This window comes from Methylobacterium longum (assembly GCF_022179385.1).
Lineage (GTDB): Bacteria > Pseudomonadota > Alphaproteobacteria > Rhizobiales > Beijerinckiaceae > Methylobacterium > Methylobacterium longum.
Window position 1 is genome coordinate 1 of sequence record NZ_BPQS01000092.1, and the last position, 7,612, is coordinate 7,612.

Consider the following 7,612-nt stretch of genomic DNA (forward strand, 5'->3'; position numbering starts at 1 on the left):
TCGAGAGGGTGCCGGCCGCCAGGAGGACGCCGCCCGAGAAGGTGTTGGTCCCGCTCAGCGTCAGCGTGCCGAGCCCGAGTTTGAACAACGCCCCCGGACCGGACACGACATTCGACACCGTCAAGGCTCGATTCGGGTCGACGGCCAGACCCGAGACACCCTCCAGTGTGAAGGGACGCGTGGTCGTGAAGCTCGCCGTCGCCTCCAGGGTCGCGTCGCCGCCGATCGCCACGGCGCCATAGGCTTGGCCGAGATTCTCCTCCCGCGACACCGAAACGATGCCCGCCCGGATATACGTGCCCCCGGTATAGGTGTTGTCGGCCAGCAGGTTCAATCGACCCTGGCCAGTCTTGAACAGGCCGCCATTGCCGGACACGACCGCATCCTCCGTGAGCATCGCACCGGCGAACACCCCGAGGGTACCGCCGTCGCGCAGGATGACGGGTCGGCCGAGGGCGAAGCTCCGGGTGGCGATCAGCGCGCTCTTGCCCTCCAGCGTCACGGTGTTGCTGGGGGCGCCGAGCGCCTCGGTCTTGTCGACGGCGAGCCCGCCCTGCCAGACGAAGACCCCGCCGGTGAAGTCGCTCGTCCCGGTCAGGAACTGAATGCCGGCCCCATCCTTGATCAAGCCGCCGTTGCCGGAGATGCGCCCGTCGAAGTGCGGCGTCTTGGTCGTGCCGGTCACGTCGAGCACCAGTGGTGCCATCTCGGTCGTCAGCAGATGGGCCTTGGTGGCGCGGCCATGGTCGTCGAGGTTCGTGAGAACGAGCGGCAGGAGCGGCCCGGTATCGTCCGGCTGATCGTCGCCATACCCGGTCGCGGGGGGCTTGGGCGCCGCGGCCTGGTATTGCCGGAACGCGTCGGAGCTCAGTTGCTGCTGGAGGGCTTGGCCGATCCTCAGCAACGTCTGCTCCTGAAAGGGATTGGCGTCGATGAGGATGTTCGCCTGCGCCCCGTCCACCTGAAAGGGCACGTTGAGCTGGGGCGATGAGGAGGTCTGTTCCGTCGAGAAGGTGAACAGACCGAGTCCGTCATTGGTGTCGTCGTCCGTGCCGAGGAAGCCGATCACCGCATCGACACCCAGGGTATTGCGGACGTTCGACATCAGCGCCGTCGAGATCCGAATCCAATTCGCGTAGGCGCGATTGAATTCGTCGGTGGAGGCGTAGCGGCCGACTTTGTCCGCGGCCAGACCAGCCAGGGCCATCTCGCCGCCGTCGAGGCTCGGGTTCTTCCGGGCGAAGGCCACGAGGTCGTCGATCGTGCGGGCGAAGACCTTCGGATCCACGTTCAGTCGCGAGAACTTGTCGCCCAGCAGCCGGACGAGCGCGCTCCTGTAATCGTCGGCCGATGAGACGCGAGAGGCAAGATAGCTCGAAATCGAAACGTAGGCATCGTAGAAGTAGAATGACGCCGCTCCGTTGGTCGCGGGTTCGACCCGCCTAGCCCCGTCGGCGAAGGATTGCCGGAAATTGCTCAGCAGGGCGGCCCTGGCGGCCGGATCGGTTGGGATCTGCGTGGACGGTTCGGCAAATTTCACGACCTGAACGAGATCGTCGTCCGACATCGCCAGGACCGCCGTCTTGACCGCGGCGTCGACCCGGGCGCGATCGAGCGGGACGACGGCGGCGCGCGAGGCCTTCAGCATCGCGCCGACGAGGGAGTCGAATTGCGCCGGCCGCTGAGGATCCTCGGTGAACGGCGCGCTTTAGATCCCGACCTTCAGGCCAGTCAAGTCACCGGTCAGGCTGGCATTGTAGTCGGTAGGCCGGACGAAGGCTTTGCTGCGCGTGTCGGTCGTGTCGAGCTTGACCATGCCGTTAAGGGCGTGTGCGAGGTCATGGACGCTGGTGCCCATGGGACCGGCCGTGTCGATTTGCCGGGAATAGGGGGCGATGCCGGTCGTGCTGATCAGGCCCGCCGTCGGCTTGAGGGCGTAGAGATGCTGCTGCTGGGCGGGGTAGATGATGGAGTCGGAGGTCTGTGATCCGACGGTGAGCGGCGCGAAGCGCATGGCGGCCGCGATGCTGGGTCCGCTGCTGGATCCGGCCACCGCGATCGACGGATCGAACGGGCTGATCGTCTGGCCGCCCGTGCTGCTTAGATTGTTGCTCGTCAGCCCCGCCCACTGGCCTATATTGGCCTTTCCCAGGATGAGCAGGCCCTGCTCCAGCATCCCGCTCACCAGGGTCGCCTCGCCGGCTGGACGGGAGCCGATCAGGGCTGCCGAGCCCGCGGTGGTGCGCAGATCGTCGGCGGTGCCGATGTTCATCTTGAGCAGGACCGGTACGCCAAAGAGCGGCGGCAGCGTCTGGCCCTTGCGCTGCGCTTCCATCCTCTGCGCATCCGCCCGGTCGGCGAGCGCTAGGATATCCGGATTGATCTGCTCGACGGAGCGCAGGCCCGGGCCCGCATGATCGAGCTGTTGAATCTTGTACATGTACTGCAACACGATCTCGCGCGATGTCGTCTCGCGCCGTTGCAACATGCCGGCGAGATCCGTGGCCGTCCCTTCGGTCAGGTCGACAGCGCCATAATCGGGCAGCGGATCGTTCGAGAGGGTTCGGGTCAGGGAGACGGGTTCCGGCTGCTTCGGCAGCGAGGTATCCGTGAGCCCGAGCCGCCCGACGAGACCGACGATGTCGGCTTCCGTCGCAGCGCGCGGAACGAAGGTCACGAGCGGCCGGGCGGAGACCGATAAGGCGAAGATCTCTGCGTCGGTCCTGGGCTGGCCGGCGCGGATATAGGCGGCGCGGACGACGTCACGCAGGGCAAGCTGGTCCTGGGGATCGATCGCCTGCGCGAAGGCCGGCACGCTCAGCCAGAGGGCGCCCAGGAGGCTTCCGGAAATGCGCAGTCGCCCCTGTGATGCCGGCAGGCTGAGGAACATGGTCGATCTCCGAAGCTTCGATTCTGACAAGGGTGTTCGACGGGCAGGGCACGGCATTCGAGCCGCGGACGGACTCACCAGGGCTTCCGCTCTCGGTGATGGGACCATGCGTCGACCGGCGCGGTACGCCGGCGGGAGTGCCGCGATAGGAGGGGCGGGCAAGCTCCGGAAGCGGAGGGCCGCAATCGCATCGGCCCTGCCACCATCGACGGCCGAGCCTGGGTCTTCGGCCAGAGGGGCCGCGATACCGGTGTCGTCATGGTCGCGATCGGCCCACCGCCGGTCGCGGGATTTCTCCAATCGATCTTGTTCTTTTGCAGATTTGAACGTCCGCAAACGGTAATATTTTCATGTATATAGAACGATCTGAGTCGATAACCGGTTTAGAACGGTGCAAATCGTCATCCAATACGCTTGGTTCGTCCTGTGATATTAAAAAAATCTCTTCTTAAGAACAAGATGGTCCCATAAAAAACCGATAGATCAGCATTGATAAACATCTTTGCGGCAAATTTGTTCTTGTTATACAATTATAAAAGACAATTCATTGCGTGAGGTTTTCGATGAATTTCGCTTTGGCGTAATCATCATTTGTCCTGGCTCGGCCGCATTTGCAGGACCGGGGCGTAAATCGCGACAGTCACGATCGTTTGACCGGACGTGTGGCCCGGTAGCCACAAATTGTCTGTCGCGTTCCTGCCGCGAGGAGAAGGGTCCGGAAATCACGGACCGATTCCCTGCGGATGCGAATTCGGATTGGCCGCGGGGTCGTGTCCCTGATGGTGGTGTAGCTCGGCGGTAGCGAGGAAGCCCGTCCGCGCGCCTTCCACAGGGCTGTGGCGGGCGGGGCTCCCCGCGGGGTGGTCATCGGCGGTTGCCGGGTAGGGTCGGGTTGCGAGCGCCAACCCCGAACCCGAGAGACCCCCGATGACCGACGAGATGATGGCCCTGCGCGGGCTGATGGAGAAGAGCGCCGACACAGATCTCCTGCGCGAGATGATCGGTTTTGCCGCTGAGCGGCTGATGGAGTTGGAGGTGGGTGGCCTGACCGGCGCCGCCCATGGCGAGAAGAGCGCAGAGCGGTTGGTCCAGCGCAATGGCTACCGTGACCGAGACTGGCAGACGCGCGCCGGCATGGTCGAACTGCGCATCCCGAAGCTGCGTAAGGGGTCGTACTTCCCGGCCTTCTTGGAGCCGCGCCGGATGGCCGAGAAGGCGCTCACCGCCGTGATCCAGGAGGCCTACATCCAGGGCATCTCGACCCGTTCGGTCGATGATCTCGTCCAGGCGATGGGCGGCACGGGCGTGTCGAAGAGCCAGGTCAGCCGGCTCTGCCAGGAAATCGACGAGCGCGTGGGCGCGTTCCTCGGCCGGCCGCTCGAGGGCGAGTGGCCCTACCTCTGGATCGACGCGACCTACGTGAAGGTGCGCCAGGACGGCCGCATCGTCTCTGTCGCCGTGATCGTGGCGGTCGGCGTGAACACTGACGGCCGGCGCGAGGTGCTCGGCATGGACGTCGGCCCCTCCGAGGCTGAGACCTTCTGGACCGCGTTCCTGCGCAAGCTGGCGCGCCGCGGCCTGCGCGGGGTCAAGCTGGTGATCTCGGACGCCCACGAGGGCATCAACGCGTCGGTGGCCAAGGTGATGAACGCGACCTGGCAGCGTTGCCGCGTCCACTTCATGCGCAACGTGCTCGCCCATGCCGGACGCAGCGGGCGGCGTGTCGTCTCCGCCTTCATCGCCACGGCATTTGCCCAGGACGACGCCGAGGCGGCCCGGCTCCAGTGGCGGCGCGTGGCCGACCAACTCCGGCCGAAGGTCCCCAAGCTCGCAGCCCTGATGGACGAGGCGGAGCCCGACGTGCTGGCCTACATGGGCTTCCCGACCGCCCATCGGGTCAAGCTGCACTCCACGAACCCGCTGGAACGCCTGAACGGCGAGATCAAGCGCCGGACCGAGGTGGTCGGCATCTTCCCCAACGAGGCTGCCATCACGCGCCTCGTCGGCGCGATCCTGCTGGAACAGAACGACGAGTGGGCCGTCCAGCGCTCCCGCTACCTCACCCTGGAAAGCATCGCCCCGATCGGCGATGATCCCCTCGTCAGCCTGCCCACCCTGGCAGCCTGATCAATCCGGCCCCGGCCGGTGATCGTGGTGGCCACGCCGAAGCTACACCACGCCAGAGGACACAACCGGCCGCGGCGTTCAGTGGCACGAACGCGGACTTCGTCAGAGGAGATGGGAACGCACTGAGCGAGCTTCGCAGGGCGGGGCGCCTGTTCCTGCGCCGAACCGCCGTTCACTTCGGCAGAGGGCGGTATAGCGTTCGAAGATCGGTCGGCCGTTCGGCGTCATTAACGCAGCGTCAGATGCTGGGGCGAGCGTTCCAGCCTTGTCAGAGCGCATCTGAATGACTTGTCCGAGCGGGAACGGCCGAGCGAAGCGTCCGCTCTCAATGGAATGTCGTAAAAATGCAACGCGTCGGCCAATCGATGTTGCGCGGTGAATTCGATGCCACAGAAATTTGGCCGTCAATAGAAATCTCATCAGATTTTTCAGACATGTAAGTTTGATAAATAAAATTATTATTTGTAAATCAGGTCATATCTATCATATACAAGTCGCATTTAAGGGATTAAAGTTCGCCATTGATCAAAAGTCGAAAAAGTTTCTAGATTGATTGCTGGACCGGCATCAAAACGTACGTAGATCGTAATTCTGTTTTGATAAAGGGCAGAGTTTTATTTCAAAAGTGGCTTTTGGGCGGATATATGTACAATAATACAGAATTATTATCGGGCATCATGGAAAAGATGCGGCTTCGGGATTCGGTTATATCGATCTGGTGGCGTGCGAGCTTGGGCCTCGCGGTTTTAGGATGGTCCGGTTCGAACCCCGCCCTCGCGCAGAGCACGGCCAGCACTGATCCGCAAACTTGGCGCACCCCGGAATATCAGGCCGATTGGGGCCTGGAGGCCATGCGCGCCGCCAATGCTTATGCAGCCGGTTACACGGGTCTGGGCGTCACGGTCGGCGTGGTCGATTCGGGCATCTACAGCGCCCACCCGGAATTCGCCGACGGCTGGGTAAAGCCGCTCACGATCACCGGTACCTTTGGATCGGACGGCTACTATTTCGTGGATTCGTCCGGAGCGCCGAACGACCTGTCTCCGCAGCCGAGTTTCTTCAGACGGGGTGAGCCCTACAACGTCCCCGGCACCTACGATCCCGCCCTCAACGATCCCCACGGCACGCACGTCACCGGGTCGGTGGCGGCCGCTCGCGACGGCGTCGGCATGCACGGTGTGGCGTTCGATGCCACAGTCTACGTGGCAAACACGAACACGACGGATGACAGCATCTACGGGGCAAACGCCGACTACGCGTACTTCAAGAACGCCTATGGCAGTCTCGCGGCCGCCGGCGCCCGGGCGATCAACTCGTCCTGGGGCAGCCCGCCGCCTGTGGACAACTACAACACGCTCGCGGGCTTGCGCCAAGCCTACACGAAATTCGACGGCCAGCTCGGCTACGTCGATGCCTTGACCGATGTCGCCAAGCAGTACGGCATCATTCAAGTCTTCGCTGCGGGAAACACCGGCTTCGACAATCCGAACGTTCGCTCGTCCCTACCGTATTTCCGGCCCGATACCGAGAAGCACTGGCTCGCGATCGGTTCGGTCGGGCGAGGTACCAACGGAAGCACGACACCCGAGGATCTCGTCCTCGCCTCATATTCGAACCGCGCCGGCGTCGCCAAGTATTGGTATGTCGCCGCTCCGGGCGATGCAATCAACAGTACGGCACCGCCGTACACGCCTGATGCCGTCTGGGAGCCCTATGGCTGGGGTATCAATCCGGGCCATCAGACCGGCTACACTAAGGTCGATGGCACCTCGATGGCGGCGCCGCACGCTACCGGCGCGCTGGCGGTCATCATGCAGCGCTATCCGTATATGACCAACACGCAGGCCCGCGACGTCCTGCTCACCACCGCCTATCACCGCGATGCCGTCGCCGGCGTTCCCGACGCCAACCCCAATGCTCCCAACGCTGTCTGGGGCTGGGGCGTCATCGACCTCGCCAAGGCCATGCGGGGGCCCGGCCAGTTCCTGGGCCCCGTCGCCGTTAACCTGCCGGCGGGCAGGACGGATAGATGGTCCAACGATATCTCAGAGGACGCGCTGATCCAGCGCAAGCAGGAGAACGACGCCGAGACCACCGCCTGGGCGACCCGCAGGTCGGATCTCGATTCCCGTCTTCACGTCCCAATCCTGATCGCCAGCCTTCCGGACAGCCGGACCGCGCTGGACGGCGTCGTCAGCGCGCTGCGCGACGGCAGCCCGTCCGCGATCCAGGGCGCCGTCAAGACGGCTGCCGACGATCCCGTCGCCAGCCAGATCCTGGCGACGTTCGTCCGGTCCAACGGGTATGATGGTGTCTGGCCTCTCACGGACCCAGCCTACGCGTCGACCCGCACGAACGTAGGTGACCTCCTGGACAGCTATCTCTCAGGACTGACGAGCGTCGATTACGACCGCACCATCGCGTTGATCGTCCGTGATTGGCAGGCGGAGTCTCGGATCGAGACCAGGCGGATCGCCTCCTTCACCGGCATTTCCACTCAGGGCAGCCTGATCAAACTCGGGCTCGGCACGCTGACGCTGAGCGGGACCAACACCTTCTCGGGCGGCGTCCTCCTGGCGGCCGGCACCCTCTCGG

General features: G+C 63.9%; 4 protein-coding genes. 2 read left to right on the forward strand and 2 right to left on the reverse strand.

The features are described 5' to 3' along the window. Both MFF58_RS30825 and MFF58_RS30830 read right to left on the reverse strand, forming a co-directional pair. Positions 1-1,648, reverse strand: a 1,648-nt coding sequence (locus tag MFF58_RS30825) for an autotransporter-associated beta strand repeat-containing protein (protein WP_238294020.1), incomplete at its 3' end; no start/stop codon positions are given. Between the two features lie 60 nt (positions 1,649-1,708). Continuing rightward, positions 1,709-2,890: an amidase family protein gene (locus tag MFF58_RS30830; protein WP_238294021.1), complete on the reverse strand. Its 1,182-nt coding sequence runs from the start codon at positions 2,888-2,890 to the stop codon at positions 1,709-1,711. Between the two features lie 927 nt (positions 2,891-3,817). Here MFF58_RS30830 and MFF58_RS30835 point away from each other — a divergent pair. Both MFF58_RS30835 and MFF58_RS30840 read left to right on the forward strand, forming a co-directional pair. Continuing rightward, positions 3,818-5,017 carry an IS256 family transposase gene (locus MFF58_RS30835; RefSeq protein WP_238294022.1) on the forward strand — a complete coding sequence of 400 codons (1,200 nt, stop codon included), beginning with the start codon at positions 3,818-3,820 and terminating at the stop codon, positions 5,015-5,017. A gap of 677 nt (positions 5,018-5,694) precedes the next feature. Then, a partial coding sequence (locus MFF58_RS30840) for a S8 family serine peptidase (RefSeq protein WP_238294023.1) occupies positions 5,695-7,612 on the forward strand: 1,918 nt, incomplete at its 3' end.